The organism is Haemophilus sp. oral taxon 851 str. F0397, from assembly GCF_000242295.1.
Classification (GTDB): Bacteria; Pseudomonadota; Gammaproteobacteria; order Enterobacterales; family Pasteurellaceae; genus Haemophilus.
In genome coordinates, this window is sequence record NZ_JH591076.1 from 24,728 (window position 1) to 41,438 (window position 16,711).

Sequence of the window (16,711 nt, forward strand, 5' to 3'; positions counted from 1 at the left end):
ATCTTACAAATTGTATTTCAAATAAACTGTCGCCAATGGTGGAATAGAAATCGAAATAGAATTTTCTCGTCCATGGCTTTCAATTTCTTCACTTGTTACATAGCCAAAATTACCCACGTTAGAGCCTTGATAATACATAGAGTCAGTATTCAGAATTTCTTCATAAGTGCCTGCAACATTTACCCCAATACGGTAATCATGGCGTGGCACAGGTGTGAAGTTACTGATGACAATAATGCGCTCACCATTTGAGCTTCGACGCTCAAAAGCAAAGACAGAATTTGCCGCATCATCAACGACAAGCCAATCAAAGCCTTCAGGTGAATAATCCAGTTCAAAGAGCGGAGAGTTTTCTCGGTAAATATGATTCAAATCTTTTACTAATTTCAAAACACCTTTATGCCAGCCACCACCGATATTTTCATCAAGCAAGAACCAGTCTAAACTTTCTTCGTAATTCCACTCACGACCTTGAGCAAATTCATTGCCCATAAAGAGCAATTTTTTACCCGGATGCCCCCACATATAGCCGTAGTAAGCACGTAAGTTAGCAAATTTTTGCCATGCGTCTCCCGGCATTTTATCGAGAAGCGAATATTTGCCATGCACCACTTCATCATGCGAAAGCGGTAGTACAAAATTTTCACTGTATTGATACATCATCCCAAAAGTCATTTTATTGTGATGATATTGGCGGTAAATTGGGTCAAGCTGCATATAGGCGAGCGTATCGTTCATCCAGCCCATATTCCATTTAAAATTAAATCCCAACCCACCTTTTTCACTCGGGTGAGTCACACCAGCAAAAGAAGTAGATTCCTCCGCAATAGAAATCGCACCCGCCATTTCGCTATGAATTTTCCAGTTAGTATGTTTTAAAAATTCAATGGCTTCTAAGTTTTCACGTCCGCCATATTGGTTTGGAATCCACTCGCCTTCTGCACGGCTGTAATCGCGGTAAATCATGGAAGCCACGGCATCCACACGAATACCATCTACACCAAAACGTTCAAGCCAATACAGTACATTACTGGATAAGAAATTTTTGACCTCATTACGCCCATAGTTATAAATCAAGGTATTCCAATCTTGATGATAACCTTCGCGAGGATCTTCATGCTCATACAAGGCTGTGCCATCAAATGCAACTAAACCATGCGTATCACTTGGGAAATGACCAGGCACCCAATCTAAAATCACATTAATTCCCGCATCATGTGCACGTTTTACTAAACGACGGAATGCCTCGGGTGAACCAAAGCGACTGGTGGGCGAATAAAGCCCTAGTGGTTGATAGCCCCAAGAACCATCAAATGGAAATTCAGAAAGCGGTAAAAATTCTATATGGGTGAAGCCCATATCTTTTACATAAGGAATTAATTCATCAGCAATTTGATCGTAATCTAGCCAAAAATTGTTTTCTAAATTACGACGCCAAGATCCTAAATGCACTTCATAAATGGAAATCGGTTGATTTGCTTGATTTGCTTGACGACGTTGTTCCGTCATTTCCACTACATTTGGTAATGCACTGACTTGCGATGCTGTATCAGGGCGAAGTTGCGAACTAAAGGCAAATGGATCGGCTTTCAAACGAAGATTGCCATAGCAATCAATTAATTCAAACTTATAGAGTTGTCCTAAACTGGATTTTGGTAAAAAGAGCTCCCACACACCACTTTTTAGATGAAAACGCATAGGATGACGGCGACCATCCCAATAATTGAAATCACCCACAATAGAAACACGTCTAGCATTGGGTGCCCACAAACGGAAATTTACCCCGCTCACACCATCACATTCGATAAAATGCGCACCAAGTACTTCATAGGGGCGAAGCATAGAACCTTCAGAAAGTAGCCATTGTTCTAAATCATCAATCATAGGATGAAAACGATAAGGATCTTCGATAATTTGTGCTTCATTGCCCCAAAAAACCTGTAATTGATAAGCAAAAAATTGACGACAATTTGGAATAACACCAACAAAAAAGCCACGCTCATCGACACAATCTAGTTCCGTTATTTCTTTACCACTTTCACGCTCAATCACCACCACTCGATTGGCATCTGGCAATAACGTACGAATTTCAATTCCTCGCTCGGTTTCGTGCATACCAAGCGTAGCAAAAGGATCGCCATTGCTCGCATCAAAAAAACCATCAATAATTGCTTGTGTTACTGCAGTTGTCATATTTACTCCTTATACATTTCGCCCTTGGTTAATTTGCACAAAGAACGTTTTTAAAGCTTCATTGCTAAAAATAAACTCTAACGGTTGAGCAAGTTTCTTGCACCAATTTGGGTATTCATTTGAGGTGCCCGGCAAATTAAAACTGATTTCTTGGCTAAGTAAATTTTCTAATTGCACACCAATCAATCGGCTGTTACTTTCTGCTAAATAATGATGGATCATTCTGTTTAAATGATCGTGCATCGCCATAGAAAGTGCATCGCCTTCATAATGTGGCGGTAAATAATTATCACGATGTAAACTATTTAATAAGGCTTGTTTATCCATGACGCGTTGATCATATTTTTGCTTGAGCACTTCCCCATTCAGAATACCAAGTTGATTAAATAATTCTAAATCACGGCAATGCCAAAAACTTTGTAACGAGGGAACATCATGCGTACCAATAGTGGCATAAGCATTTCGAGGATAATCAGATATACGAGGAAATTCGCCATTTCGTTGGGCGAAATACAATACAAAATAAGAGAAAATTTGAAACTCGTTTAATTTCCACCGCACTTCATCAGGCACGGTGCCGAGATCTTCACCAATAATCAAACATTCATTGCGTACACTTTCAATAGCAAGAATCGCCATTAACTCATCAAAAGGATAATGCACATAAGCGCCATCAGCCGCAGTTTTTCCTTCTGAAATCCACCACAAACGAAATAAGCCCATAACATGATCGATGCGTAGCACACCGAAATATTGCATATTGGCACGTAGCATATCGATAAATGGTGCAAAGCCACGTGCTTTTAGCACGGTTGGATTATAAGGTGGCAAATTCCAATTTTGTCCGACAGGGCCTAACGGATCAGGTGGCGCACCAATAGAGGCATTTACACAATATAAATCAGGATCGCTCCATACATCAGCACTGCCACGAGAACTATTCACCGCTAAATCGCCATAAATCCCCAACTTCATACCAGACTGTTTACAAATATTTTGTAATGCGGAAAGCTGTTCTTCTGTGAGCCATTGCAACCAAGCAAAAAATTGGATTTGCTCATGGTGTGTTTTTAATAGGGCTTTTCTTTTTGCCACACTTAAATGTTGCCATTCCTTACGCCAGCCAAGCCAACCGATGGTATTTTCTTCTGCTTGATGGTCAGCGTGTTCTTGTAAATCTAATACATTAAATAAGCCCTGTAACAACAATGGTTCCCCTTTGCTTTTTAAATAATCAGCAAAGATTTTTCGACGTGTCGCAATTCCAGCAGATTGACTACGTTGAAAGAAATCAAACAGGGACTCAAGTGCGGTTAATTTTAAAGCCAAAATTGAAGAATAATCGACGCAATCACTTTCACGTAAAGTAGCAATTTTTGCTTGAATATCCTCACGCTTAAACCAATTTTGCACTGAACGGCAACGCTTAAATTCTGGTAAATCAGGAATTGCCAAATATAAGAAATTCAACCAACGACGAGAAGATGAACTATATGGACTGGCCCAGTTTGGTACAGCAGGATACGGCAAATGTAATGGATTAATTCCTACATAATCTGCACCTTGTTTTGCACTTTGTTCGATCAAATAAACTAAATCACCAAAATCGCCAATGCCCCAGTTTTGTTCTGAGCGTAAACTGTAAAGTTGCACATTCACGCCCCACACTTTTTTATTTTTTAATACGGGTGGTTGAAACGCTGTTTTAGGAGAAATAAGTAAACGAACGCGGTACTGTTCAGTATCGGAAAAAATAGATAATTGATAATAGCCAAAAGGAAGTCGAGGCAAGGAAAGTGCGGATAAATTTGAAAGTGTTTTTTCTAACAGAATGACATTAGATTCATCAATCAGCTGATAACGATATTCCACAGATAGTGGAAAATCTAGACGATTGAGTTGATAATCAATCGGTTCATTTTCAAATGCAGCCAGTACATCGTCAAACTGTCCTTTCGCTTTTGGCGGAGGCTGCAAAAGCTCAACAAAAGTTGAAACCGTCTTTTCATCTGCGAAAATAAGATGTCCATCAATATCATAATGAGAAAGCGCGATACCGCATTTTTCTGCTTTTTGTTTGAGAGAATCCGAGATTTGCATAGATACCACATGACAACTGTATAACTCTTGTTAGGGATTATAACCAAGCTGAAAGTGATGACAACCGGCTTTATTTAAAAGTGTGATCTTCGTCAATAATAAATTCAAACCAATCAATCACATCGCGTTCATGCACTCCATTTTTGATTAAAACATCAGCATTTTTCAAGGAGTCTGCATGGCCAGAAATGAGTGGATGCCATTCAGGAAGTGTTTTTCCTTCATAAAGCAAACGATAGGCACAAGTATCAGGCAACCAATGAAAATCAGGTAAATTCTTTTTAGTGAGTTTGGTGCAGTCGGTTTCAATTTTAAAACGCTCTGAATAATTACCGCACTTTCCTGTTTCAACATCTAAAAGGTTGCAAGCAATTCTGGTGTAATAGAGTTTTTGGCGTTTACCTCGCCCTTGAATATATTTGCGATAACAGCATTTGCCGCAGCCATCACATAAGGATTCCCATTCAGATTCGGTCATTTCAAGCAGGGATTTTGTTTGCCAAAAATTAGGTTCAAGTTGCATACTGGATTGCATGGTAGATACAAATAAAAAGTGCGGTCAAAATCACATTTGTTTTTGACCGCACTTGGTTGATTAAAATTAGAAGCCTTCTTTTAAGCTTACTGTTAAGTTAAATACCAAATGTTCAGGACGGCTATCTTTACTATCCGCACAGAAATAACCTTCACGTTCAAATTGATAACCTTTCTCAGCTTCTGCAGCAGCCAAGCTTTGTTCAACAAAACCATGTTTTACCACGAGAGAATGTGGATTTAACACGCTTTCAATATCATCTTCAGCACCTGGATTTGGCACGGTAAATAAGCGATCATACAAACGGAATTCAGCTGGGTGATTATGTGCAGCAGAAACCCAGTGGATTACCCCTTTCACTTTACGACCATCTGCTGGATTTTTACCTAAAGTTTCAGGATCGTAAGTACAGAAGATCGTGGTGATTTCACCATTTGCATCTTTTTCTACACGTTCAGCTTTAATCACGTAAGCATTACGTAAACGTACCTCTTTACCTAATACTAAGCGTTTATATTGTTTGTTCGTTTCCTCACGGAAGTCAGCACGATCAATATAAAGCTCTTTCGTAAATGGTAATTGACGCTCCCCTAAGTCAGGGCGATTTGGGTGATTTGGCGCCGTTAAGGTCTCTTCGCCTTCAAAGTTTTCAATCACAACACGAACAGGATCAATCACCGCCATTGCGCGTGGTGCATTTTCATTTAAATCTTCACGAATGCAGGCTTCAAGTGCAGAATATTCCACCACGTTATCTTGTTTCGTTACCCCGATACGACGACAGAATTCACGTAACGAAGCAGGTGTATAACCGCGACGGCGTAAACCTGAAATCGTTGGCATACGCGGATCATTCCAACCATCCACAATGCCGTCATTCACTAATTTCAATAATTTACGTTTAGACGTTAACGTGCCTTCTAAATTTAAACGTGAGAATTCATATTGATGCGGTAATGGGCGCTCAATACTGATATTTTCCAACACCCAGTCATATAAACGACGGTTATCTTGGAATTCTAATGTACAAATTGAATGAGTAATACGCTCAATCGCATCAGAGATGCAGTGCGTGAAATCGTACATTGGGTAAATGCACCATTTATCACCGGTTTGGTGATGGCTCGCAAATTTAATACGATAAATCACTGGATCACGCATCACCATAAATGGCGATGCCATATCAATTTTTGCACGTAAACTTGCTTTACCCTCTGCAAACTCGCCGTTCTTCATTTTTTCAAATAAAGCTAAGTTTTCTTCAATAGTGCGGTCACGATATGGGCTGTTTTTACCTGGCTCAGTTAATGTACCGCGATATTCACGCATTTCTTCAGGAGAAAGCTCATCCACATAGGCCAAGCCTTTTTTAATTAATTCAATCGCATAACCATAAAGCGCATCGAAGTAATCAGATGCATAACGGGGTTCGCCTTCCCATTTAAAACCTAACCACTCCACGTCAGCTTTGATGGAATCTACATATTCCACGTCTTCTTTTACAGGATTGGTATCATCAAAACGTAGGTTACATAAACCTTGATATTCTTTAGCTAAGCCAAAGTTTAAACAAATCGATTTTGCGTGACCAATATGCAAATAGCCGTTCGGCTCTGGTGGGAAACGGGTATGAACGCTTTTATGTTTACCCGAAGCTAAATCTTCATCAATAATTTGGGTAATAAAATTGTGAGTGCGAGTATTTTCTGCACTTTCTAGAATTTCTGTATTGCTCATAACTTTCTCATAAATAGAAAAAATAATTTTACCATTCTATACGAAAAGCAAGGCTTTGTGAATTTGATCACCAAACTAACCGCACTTTCTATTTAATAACTTATGACTTTTTCAGCATTTTTGTTTAACAGAAAGATTTTTCGTGCAAAAAATAGAATAAATCATCACAATGCCGCCTTTCATGAACAATCGTTCAGTGGTTTGTTTTATAATTGGGTTCGCAAGGGAATAATTTTGTAAAACACAAAAGTGCGGTTAAAATCATCCGCACTTTCCACTCATTTTCGTAAGAAGGAAAACTCAATGTTTAAAATGAAAAATATGACGCTTGCTTTGTTGATGTCTGGTGCATTGGTAGGATGTGCCAATATTGGCGATTCTTATCAAGCAAGCCTTGAAGATTACAAGCAATATGAAGAAATTACCAAGCAATATAATGTAAAAGAAAATTGGTGGTCATTGTATAACGATTCACAATTAAATCGTGTGGTAGAACAAGCATTAGTTAACAACAAAGATTTAGCTAAAGCAGCCGTCGCAGTAAATCGTGCACTTTATAGTGCAAATTTAGTGGGCGCAAATTTAGTGCCTGCATTTAATGGTTCAACCTCATCTGCGGCACAACGCCGAGTTGACACAAGTGCAAACTCTGCCATTTCACACAAAGGTTCTTTAAATGTGAGCTATACATTAGATCTTTGGCAACGTTTAGCCAATGCCGCTGATGCTGCGGAATGGTCGCATAAAGCAAGCGCAGAAGACATGGAATCTGCTCGTTTATCATTAATCAATTCTGTAGTAACAACTTATTATCAAATTGCTTATTTAAATGATGCAATTAGCACAACCAACGAAACAATCAAATATTACACTGACATTGGTAATATTATGCAAACGCGTTTAGCCCAAGGTGTGGCTGATGGGGTCAGTGTTGATCAAGCGCAACAAGCAGTATTAACGGCGCGTAATAACAAATTAAATTTTGAAACCCAACGCAAAACGGCAGAACAAACCTTACGCAATCTGCTGAACTTAAAACCAAACGATACGTTAAATATCACATTCCCTCATATTATGAATGTGAAAACTGCTGGGGTGAATTTGAATGTTCCTGTATCTGTGATTGCAAATCGTCCTGATGTAAAAGCAGCACAATTCCGTTTAAGTAGTGCATTCAAAAATGCCAAAGCAACTCAAAAAAGTTGGTTCCCTGAAGTAAATTTAGGTGGAAGCCTATCGTCAACAGCAAGTACTGTTGGCACGGCGTTACACAATCCTGTGGCTGCTGGCACAGTAGGAATTAGCCTACCGTTCTTAAATTGGAACACCGTAAAATGGAACGTTAAAATTTCTGAAGCTGACTATGAAACTGCACGTTTAAATTACGAACAACGTATTACCACGGCTCTCAATAATGTGGATACCAACTACTTTGCATTCACCCAAGCGCAAAGCACATTAAATAATTTACAACAAACCCATAGTTACAATCAGCGTATCACGCAATATTATCGAAATCGCTATAATGCGGGCGTGTCCGAATTGCGCGAATGGTTAGTTGCAGCCAATACGGAAAAATCATCACAACTTGCAATTTTGAATGCAAAATATCAAGTGTTGCAAAGTGAAAATGCGGTATATAGCTCAATGGCGGGATATTACTCTCGTTAATAAAACCAAACATAGGGCGTTTTTAAGCGCCCTTTTTAATATTTGATTCCTCACTTAAGGTATAACCTTACCAATAAATATTCCTAAAAATGAAAAAACAACTTACTTTTTATTTTATTCGTCACGGCCGCACGGTTTGGAACGAACAAGGATTAATGCAAGGCAGTGGCGATTCTCCATTAACAGAAGAAGGCATTAAAAGTGCGGTAAAAACTGGGCAAGCTTTACAAAATGTCGATTTTATTGCGGCCTATTCGAGCTGTTTACAACGTACCATTGACACAGCCAATTATATTATTGGAGATCGAGACATTCCCTTATTCCAACATCGTGGATTAAATGAACATTATTTTGGTAATTGGGAAGGAACAAATGTCGAACTGATTCGACCTTTACCCGAATTCCAACAAATGATTAATGATCCTGCGAACTATAAAGCTGAATCTAATGGTGGAGAAACCTATGAACAACTAGCCAAACGAGCTATCGCAGCTTTACAAGATATTATTAAGGTTCATCAAGAAGGGAATATTTTAGTAGTATCCCATGGCCATACCTTGCGTCTATTGATTGCTTTACTTAATGGCGCAACTTGGAAAAATCACCGAGACAAAGACAAATCAGTATCTTTATTAAATACTGCTATTAGCATCATTCATTATGACAGTGAAAAAGGCTTTAGCCTTGAAAAACTAAATGGCACAACGCATTTACAATAGGTAAAAAAAAGCCCCTAAATCATTAGGGGCATCAAAAAGGAATTTATGAATAAAATCTCTAAAGTTTAGCTTTATCAAAGGAATCTCGATAAAACAAGGTCATTATATTGACTAATCTAAAGAATAGCAAGAAAAATCTTTACATTTCTTTACGTTTCTTTACAGATCTTTACATTTCAACATTTCGATAATTACTTGGACAGTCTTTTCCATGCTTTGTAAAGAAACTAACTCGTGTTTACTATGGAAATTATAGCCGCCAGTAAAAATATTCGGGCATGCTAAACCTTTAGATGCTAAAAATGCCCCATCTGTACCACCTCGAATCGGCTTATGACTTGTTTTAACCCCTACCGCTTTCATTGCTCGATCAGCAAGTTCAATTGATTGAGGAACATTTTTTACCACATCATACATATTTTGGTAGCTATCTTGAATTTCTAACTCTATAGGCTTTTTCAAACCTTTTTTAGCATTAAATTTTTCCACCTGACTTTTAATAAAAGCTTTTCTTTGTGCGAAATTCTGCTCATCAAAATCACGAATCAAATAAGTGAGCTCTACTTGCTCAATATCGCCAGAAAAATCTTCTAAATGATAAAAGCCCGCTTTCCCATCCGTTTTTTCTGGTACTTCATCAACTGGAAAAACTTGCTGGAACTCGCAAGCTAAAGTCAGTGCATTCACCATTTTTCCCTTTGCATAACCAGGATGAATACTCCGCCCGAAAAACCGCACTTTTGCCGTTGCAGCATTAAAGTTTTCGTATTCTAATTCCCCTACTTCTCCTCCATCAATGGTATATGCCCAATCACAGGAAAACTTTTCCACTGGGAAATAATGGATTCCCAAGCCAATTTCTTCATCAGGCGTAAAAGCAACACGAATATTGCAATGAGGAATATTCTCTTTCTGAAGAATGGAAAGTGCGGTCATAATTTCTGCAATTCCCGCTTTATTATCCGCCCCAAGCAAAGTGGTTCCATCGGCAACAATTAGAGTCTGCCCGACCAATTTTTGCATAAAAGAATAGTAAACAGGACTAATAAACTCCTCGCCAATACCTAATGCAATATCTCCGCCACGATATTGCTCTATCACTTCAGGGCGTACATTTTTACCACTACATTGCGGAGATGTATCAAGATGCGCAATTAAACCAATGGTTTTCGTCAAGTTAGGATCATTAGCGGGTAAAAATGCTGTCACAACCGCGTATTTACTTACTTCAACATTCTCTAAACCAAGTTGGATGAGCTCTTTTTGCAACTGCATGGCTAACTTCATTTGCCCGACAGAGCTGGGGGAATGCTTAGCATTAGGTTTTGATTGGGTGTCAAAAGACACATAATGTAAAAATCGTTCTAAAAGTTCTGTTTTATCTGTTTGAGAAATCATATTCTCGCTCCTTTTAAAAATATCTTTTTTAGTTTAACGAGAAAAATAGAAAACATCTTGATATATAACAATATTTATAAAATTAATGAGGTAAAATTTATCGAAAGTGCGGGTAAATTTCTCGTTATTTTTATGAACGGCAGTTTTTTTACTTTCTAAGACATTAAGTCCTTTTAATTATTAATAATTCACTATATCATAGGCGTCTATTTTTATATGTCGCCCCTGCAGTCTTGCAGGTTTTATTTCTACTCAGTACCAAATCATTGGTGAAATTAGGGAGAAAACCAAAGCTAGTGGAAAATCAGCTTCAAAACAAGCCTATTATTGAGCTTCGTTCAATCAAAAAATCCTATGGTTCTAACACCATTATTAACGATTTCAATCTTACAATTAATAACGGTGAATTTGTCACTATTCTCGGCCCTTCAGGCTGTGGTAAGACCACAGTTTTGCGCTTACTTGCAGGCTTAGAAGAATTGGATTCAGGTAGCATTATTTTAGATGGTGAAGATATCACCAATGTGCCTGCGGAAAAACGTCATATTAATACGGTATTCCAAAGCTATGCGCTATTTCCACATATGACAATTTTTGAGAACGTGGCTTTTGGTTTGCGTATGCAAAAAGTACCAAACGACGAAATTAAACCGCGTGTTTTAGAAGCCTTGCGTATGGTACAGCTAGAAGAGATGGCAGATCGTAAGCCAACCCAACTTTCTGGCGGACAACAACAACGTATTGCCATCGCTCGCGCCGTAGTAAATAAACCAAAAGTGTTGTTACTTGATGAGTCTTTATCTGCATTGGATTACAAATTGCGTAAACAAATGCAAAATGAACTCAAAATGTTACAACGTCAGCTTGGCATTACCTTTATTTTCGTCACCCACGATCAAGAAGAAGCAATTACAATGTCTGATCGTATTGTGTTATTACGTAAAGGTAAAATCGCACAAGATGGTTCTCCACGTGAAATCTATGAAGATCCAGCGAACTTATTCGTTGCTCGTTTCATTGGTGAAATTAACGTATTTGAAGCGACTGTGATTGAACGTAAGTCTGAACAAGTTGTACTCGCGAATGTTGAAGGTCGCGTTTGTGATATTTACACAGACATGCCTGTTGAGAAAGATCAAAAACTTCAGGTACTCCTTCGTCCTGAGGATATTGTGATTGAAGAATTAGATGAAAATGAACATTCTAAAGCAATTATCGGCCACATTGTTGACCGCACTTACAAAGGAATGACATTAGAATCAACAGTAGAATTTGATCATAATGGCATGCGTGTACTTGTAAGTGAATTCTTTAATGAAGACGATCCACATATGGATCATAGCGTAGGTCAACGCGTAGGCATCACATGGCATGAAGGCTGGGAGGTTGTTCTCAACGATGAAGATAATCAATAATAAATTCCAGAAAATTACTGTTGCGATTATCTTCAGTTGGCTCATCTTCTTTGTGTTGATTCCAAACTTATTGGTATTCGCCGTAAGTTTTCTGACTAGAGACGGTAGCGACTTTTACGCTTTCCCAATCACCATTGAAAACTACACAAACTTGTTTAATCCGCTTTATGCACAAGTTGTGTGGAATTCATTGTATATGTCGGGCATAGCTACCATTATTTGCTTATTAGTTGGCTATCCATTTGCTTTCATGATGAGCAAAATTAATCCTAAATATCGACCGCTCTTATTGTTCCTTGTGGTTTTACCATTCTGGACAAACTCGTTGATCCGTATTTATGGAATGAAAGTGTTTCTCGGTGTGAAAGGTGTACTTAACACTATGTTGATGGACATGGGAATTTTGAGTGAACCAATTCGCATTTTGAATACAGAAATTGCGGTAATCATTGGCTTAGTTTATTTGCTATTGCCATTTATGATTTTGCCGCTCTACTCTGCGATTGAAAAATTAGACGGTCGCTTATTAGAGGCTGCAAGAGATTTAGGCGCAAATGCATTCCAACGTTTCTTCCGTGTCATTTTACCATTAACCATGCCTGGCATCATCGCAGGGTGTTTATTAGTATTATTACCGGCAATGGGTATGTTCTACGTTGCAGACTTACTTGGCGGAGCAAAAGTATTGCTAGTTGGTAACGTAATTAAGAGCGAATTCTTAATTTCTCGTAACTGGCCATTTGGTTCTGCAATCAGTATTGGTTTAACTGTTCTAATGGCATTGTTGATTTTCGTGTACTACCGCGCGAACAAACTATTGAATAAGAAAGTGGAGTTAGAATAATGAGTCGTTTACTACGTAATGCATTTATGTTTGTGGTATACGCTTATTTGTATATCCCAATTATTATTTTAGTCACTAATTCCTTTAATGAAGATCGTTATGGTTTAAGCTGGAAAGGCTTTAGCTGGAACTGGTACGAGCGTTTATTTAATAACGACACCTTAATACAAGCAGCGATTCATTCGGTAACTATTGCATTTTTTGCGGCTACCCTAGCTACTATTGTAGGTGGATTAACTGCAATCGCACTTTATCGCTATCGTTTCCGTGGAAAACAAGCGGTAAGCGGCATGTTATTTATCGTTATGATGTCACCAGATATTGTAATGGCAGTATCTTTACTTGCATTATTTATGGTTGTCGGTATTTCATTAGGTTTCTGGTCTTTATTACTGGCTCATGTGACTTTCTGTTTACCGTATGTGACCGTAACCATCTTCTCTCGCTTAAATGGCTTTGATTCTAGAATGTTAGAAGCAGCGAAAGACTTAGGTGCAAGCGAAGTGACCATTTTACGTAAAATTATCCTTCCTTTAGCATTACCTGCAGTTGTATCTGGTTGGTTATTAAGTTTCACTATTTCATTAGATGATGTTGTGGTTTCATCATTCGTCAGTGGTGTAAGTTATGAAATCTTACCATTGAGAATATTCTCCCTAGTGAAAACCGGTGTAACACCTGAAGTTAATGCTTTAGCAACAATTATGATCGTGCTTTCACTGGCTCTTGTAGTTTTAAGCCAGCTAATTACACGAAAAAATAACCATTAATAAACAAAAGGTTTCACAAACCTTTGAATTTAAAATAGAATACGCCTTGACGCACAATCAAGGCGTTTTTTTATGCCTGTCGTTCGGCAGGTGGTTTTTTTACGACTCTTTACGGAGAACAAACAAAAATGAAAAAATTCGCAGGTTTAATTACTGCAGGCTTAGTAGCTGCAACTTTAACTGCTTGTAATGATAAAGATAGCAAAGCTGAAGCTGCAAAATCTCCGGCTACTGCCAATGACACTGTGTACCTCTACACATGGACTGAATACGTACCAGATGGTCTTTTAGATGAGTTTACTAAAGAAACTGGCATCAAAGTTATCGTTTCAAGCCTAGAATCAAACGAAACAATGTATGCAAAACTCAAAACTCAAGGTGCTGCTGGTGGCTATGATGTGATTGCACCATCTAACTACTTTGTTTCTAAGATGGCTAGAGAAGGCATGTTAATGGAGCTAGATCACAGCAAATTGCCTGTTATTAAAGAATTAGACCCTGATTGGCTCAATAAACCTTATGATAAAGGTAACAAATACTCTCTTCCACAATTATTAGGTGCACCAGGTATTGCATTCAATACCAACACTTATAAAGGAACTCAATTCACTTCTTGGGCTGACTTGTGGAAACCTGAATTTGCAAACAAAGTTCAGTTATTAGACGATGCGCGCGAAGTATTCAACATCGCTTTATTGAAAATTGGTCAAGATCCAAATACTCAAGATCCTGCAATTATCAAACAAGCCTATGAAGAATTGTTGAAACTACGTCCAAACGTACTTTCTTTCAATTCCGATAACCCAGCTAACTCTTTCATCTCGGGTGAAGTTGAAGTGGGTCAATTATGGAATGGTTCTGTACGTATTGCTAAAAAAGAAAAAGCACCTTTAGACATGGTATTCCCGAAAGAAGGCCCTGTACTTTGGGTTGATACTCTAGCAATTCCTAAAACCGCTAAAAACCCAGATGGTGCACATAAACTTATTAACTATATGTTAGGTGCTAAAGCTGCAGAAAAATTAACCTTAGCAATTGGCTATCCAACAGCTAACTTAGAAGCGAAAAAAGCATTACCAAAAGAAATCACTGAAGATCCAGCGATTTATCCACCAGCTGATGTATTAAAAAATAGCCACTGGCAAGATGACGTTGGCGATGCAATTCAATTCTATGAGCAATATTATCAAGAATTAAAAGCAGCTAAATAATCTACAATCCCAAAGTGCGGATAAATTTCCCCGCACTTTTCTATTCGAGATAAATATAAAAATAGCCGCACTGATATTAAAGTGCGGCTATTTTATTAGCTATTTTTTATTTCTGAACTGTTGCTAAAAATTCTTTACGTGTATCTCTATCTTCTAAGAATACACCACCGTAAGCCGATGTGACAGTATAACTATTTGTATCTCTAATACCACGTGCTTTCACACAGAAATGGGTCGCTTTCACATATACCGCAACATCATCTGTCTCAAGAATTGTCTGAAATGCTGTCAAAAGTTGCTCTGTTAAGCGCTCTTGAACCTGTGGACGTTGAGCAAAAAATGAAACGATTCGATTAATTTTAGAAAGACCAATCACCCAATCTTTTGGATAGTACGCCACACAAACTTTACCATCAATCGTAACAAAATGATGTTCACAAGTGCTTGTTAGCGTGATGTCATTCACTTGCACCATTTCGCTGACTTTCATCTGATTTTTGATTTTTGTCATTTTAGGAAAATTTGCATAATCCATTCCGCTAAAAATCTCATCAATAAACATTTTAGCTAAACGATTTGGCGTTTCTTCCAAACTATCATCTCGCAAATCTAATCCAATCAGCTTCATCACTTCATGCATGTGTTTTGCAATGCTTTCTCGACGTTCATCTTTAGCCTGTGTGGGATCAATCATAGGTGTTTCAATACCTTTTTCAATCAAGGCATTTCTTACATTCAGTGCATCCAGTGAAATTTTGCTCATAATAGTCTTTCCTAAAAAAATAATCGGCTATTCTAGCAAAGGATAATAGGATGGTAAAATGAGAAAAATTGCAAATTTGAATGAATTAGGCTTTAGATATAGAATAGCTGACAAATTTTATCAAATAAGGATTTTCTATGCTTACATTGGATCAAGCTCGCTCGAAAATGCTCGAACAGATTCCCTTCCCGACTCAAACTGAATACCTAAATTTACAAGAAGCCGCCAATCGAATTTGTGCAGAAGATATTATTTCACCTATTAATGTTCCCTCTTTCGACAATTCAGCAATGGATGGCTATGCTGTCCGTTTATCGGATTTACAACAATCTTTAACGCTTTCGGTAGCAGGAAAATCTTTTGCAGGTAATCCATTCCAAGGGGAATGGCCATCAAAAAGTGCGGTCAGAATTATGACTGGCGCGATGATTCCAGAAGGCGCAGACGCAGTGATAATGCAAGAGCAAATGACACTCAATGAAGACGGAACCGTCACTTTTAGTGAATTGCCTAAACCAAATCAAAACATCCGTCGTATTGGTGAAGATGTAAAGAAAGGCGATGTGGTACTAGAACAAGGCGCACAGCTCACCCCTGTTTCCTTGCCATTATTAGCCTCTCTAGGCATTGCAGAAGTAAAATGCTATCGCCAATTAAAAGTCGGCGTACTCTCAACTGGCGATGAACTTGTCGAAGTGGGCAAGCCATTGCAAAGCGGACAAATCTATGACACTAACCGTTTCACCGTAAAATTATTACTCGAAAAACTAAACTGTGAAGTCATTGATTTAGGACTATTACCTGATAACGAAGCTGAATTTGAAAAAGCATTTATTGCTGCACAAAGTCAAGCTGATTTAGTGATTACCAGTGGCGGTGTTTCCGTTGGTGAAGCGGATTTCACTAAAGCGGTATTGGAAAAAGTAGGTCAAGTAAATTTCTGGAAAATTGCAATCAAACCGGGCAAACCATTCGCTTTTGGTAAATTAGAAAATGCCTGGTTCTGCGGTTTACCTGGCAATCCTGTTTCCGCATTAGTGACATTTTATCAACTTGTACAGCCACTCATTGCTAAACTTCAAGGCCAAAAACAATGGAAAAAACCACCGCACTTTTCAGCCATTGCTACAATGAATTTGAAAAAAGCACCTGGACGTTTAGATTTCCAACGGGGCTTTTATCACATCAATGAACAAGGCCAAATTGAAGTGCAATCAGTAGGTTTCCAAGGTTCTCATCTCTTTAGTGCTTTTGTAAAAAGCAATTGTTTTATCGTGTTAGAACAAGAACGTGGCAATGTCACTGCAGGTGAAACCGTGATAATCGAGCCTTTCAATCATTTATTAGGATAAAAA

The 16,711-nt window shown here is 38.3% G+C and carries 13 protein-coding genes; 7 read left to right on the forward strand and 6 right to left on the reverse strand.

The window, feature by feature from the left end; translation table 11 throughout:
• Positions 1-3: 3 nt before the first annotated feature.
• The 4 genes from glgB to glnS form a co-directional block, all read right to left on the reverse strand.
• Positions 4-2,193: a 1,4-alpha-glucan branching protein GlgB gene (glgB, locus tag HMPREF9096_RS05265; RefSeq protein WP_009500291.1), complete on the reverse strand. Its 2,190-nt coding sequence runs from the start codon at positions 2,191-2,193 to the stop codon at positions 4-6.
• A 9-nt stretch (positions 2,194-2,202) separates the two neighbouring features.
• Positions 2,203-4,293 (reverse strand): 4-alpha-glucanotransferase, encoded by a 2,091-nt coding sequence (gene malQ / locus HMPREF9096_RS05260; protein ID WP_009500292.1) that lies wholly within the window; start codon positions 4,291-4,293, stop codon positions 2,203-2,205.
• A 70-nt stretch (positions 4,294-4,363) separates the two neighbouring features.
• Positions 4,364-4,816 (reverse strand): YcgN family cysteine cluster protein, encoded by a 453-nt coding sequence (locus HMPREF9096_RS05255; RefSeq protein ID WP_032803351.1) that lies wholly within the window; start codon positions 4,814-4,816, stop codon positions 4,364-4,366.
• Between the two features lie 78 nt (positions 4,817-4,894).
• Positions 4,895-6,565, reverse strand: coding sequence for a glutamine--tRNA ligase (gene glnS, locus HMPREF9096_RS05250; protein ID WP_009500294.1), 1,671 nt, complete (start codon positions 6,563-6,565; stop codon positions 4,895-4,897).
• A gap of 303 nt (positions 6,566-6,868) precedes the next feature.
• Between glnS and HMPREF9096_RS05245 the strand changes: the two genes are divergently transcribed.
• Positions 6,869-8,236 (forward strand): efflux transporter outer membrane subunit, encoded by a 1,368-nt coding sequence (locus HMPREF9096_RS05245; protein WP_009500295.1) that lies wholly within the window; start codon positions 6,869-6,871, stop codon positions 8,234-8,236.
• Positions 8,237-8,325: 89 nt separating this feature from the next.
• A complete protein-coding gene (locus HMPREF9096_RS05240; protein ID WP_009500296.1) occupies positions 8,326-8,955 on the forward strand; it encodes a histidine phosphatase family protein in 630 nt (209 codons plus the stop codon).
• Between the two features lie 159 nt (positions 8,956-9,114).
• Here HMPREF9096_RS05240 and pepT read toward each other — a convergent pair whose 3' ends face one another.
• Entirely contained in the window at positions 9,115-10,353 is a 1,239-nt protein-coding gene (pepT, locus tag HMPREF9096_RS05235) for a peptidase T (protein WP_009500298.1), read from the reverse strand.
• A 296-nt stretch (positions 10,354-10,649) separates the two neighbouring features.
• On the opposite strand from pepT, the gene potA reads away from it, so the two are divergent.
• The 4 genes from potA to HMPREF9096_RS05215 all read left to right on the forward strand — a co-directional run bounded on the left by potA (position 10,650) and on the right by HMPREF9096_RS05215 (position 14,593).
• Positions 10,650-11,768: a spermidine/putrescine ABC transporter ATP-binding protein PotA gene (gene potA, locus HMPREF9096_RS05230; protein WP_005645368.1), complete on the forward strand. Its 1,119-nt coding sequence runs from the start codon at positions 10,650-10,652 to the stop codon at positions 11,766-11,768.
• Positions 11,752-12,612: a spermidine/putrescine ABC transporter permease PotB gene (gene potB, locus HMPREF9096_RS05225; protein ID WP_005638601.1), complete on the forward strand. Its 861-nt coding sequence runs from the start codon at positions 11,752-11,754 to the stop codon at positions 12,610-12,612. The genes potA and potB overlap by 17 nt, the downstream gene beginning before the upstream one ends.
• Positions 12,612-13,382: a spermidine/putrescine ABC transporter permease PotC gene (gene potC / locus HMPREF9096_RS05220; RefSeq protein ID WP_005628794.1), complete on the forward strand. Its 771-nt coding sequence runs from the start codon at positions 12,612-12,614 to the stop codon at positions 13,380-13,382. The genes potB and potC overlap by 1 nt, the downstream gene beginning before the upstream one ends.
• Before the next feature lie 128 nt (positions 13,383-13,510).
• Positions 13,511-14,593 (forward strand): extracellular solute-binding protein, encoded by a 1,083-nt coding sequence (locus tag HMPREF9096_RS05215; protein WP_009500299.1) that lies wholly within the window; start codon positions 13,511-13,513, stop codon positions 14,591-14,593.
• 106 nt (positions 14,594-14,699) lie between these two features.
• Here HMPREF9096_RS05215 and folE read toward each other — a convergent pair whose 3' ends face one another.
• Positions 14,700-15,356 carry a GTP cyclohydrolase I FolE gene (folE, locus tag HMPREF9096_RS05210; RefSeq protein ID WP_005636037.1) on the reverse strand — a complete coding sequence of 219 codons (657 nt, stop codon included), beginning with the start codon at positions 15,354-15,356 and terminating at the stop codon, positions 14,700-14,702.
• 137 nt (positions 15,357-15,493) lie between these two features.
• Here folE and moeA point away from each other — a divergent pair, with 137 nt between their 5' ends.
• Complete coding sequence (moeA, locus tag HMPREF9096_RS05205; RefSeq protein WP_009500300.1) at positions 15,494-16,708, forward strand: molybdopterin molybdotransferase MoeA; 1,215 nt, start codon at positions 15,494-15,496, stop codon at positions 16,706-16,708.
• The last annotated feature ends 3 nt before the right edge of the window (positions 16,709-16,711 follow it).